This is a genomic window from Halomonas eurihalina (assembly GCF_008274785.1).
Lineage (GTDB): Bacteria > Pseudomonadota > Gammaproteobacteria > Pseudomonadales > Halomonadaceae > Halomonas > Halomonas eurihalina.
Genome location: NZ_VTPU01000052.1, coordinates 1 through 326 on the forward strand (window position 1 = coordinate 1; position 326 = coordinate 326).

The following is a 326-nucleotide window of genomic DNA, read 5'->3' on the forward strand; positions in this document are numbered from 1 at the left end:
AGCGGCTGTGACCATTCTGCCAGCCAGCCTTCGGGGGCTGCCTTGGGTAACACGTGATTGACTCGGTACTCGGTGTACCAGCTGGCGAAATATCCCAGCTCCATCCAGCACTTGAGACGGTAATGCCAGAACGGCTTGCCCTCCCGCTCGTAGCGCCGCCTCTGCCGGGCCATCTCGTCCTTGTACCAGGCCACGCTGTAATCGTCGGCACGCTCAGGCACGGCATCGGGGCCTTCCTCCATGTAGCGGCGGATCAGCTCCCACTGCATCATCGCCATCTGCAGGCTGGTCACGTTGGCAGAAATACCGGCACCCGCCAGGCTATA

The 326-nt window shown here is 62.0% G+C and carries 1 pseudogene; it reads right to left on the reverse strand.

The features are described 5' to 3' along the window. Window positions 1-326: pseudogene (locus FZZ93_RS18375) on the reverse strand (hypothetical protein); the annotation flags it as partial.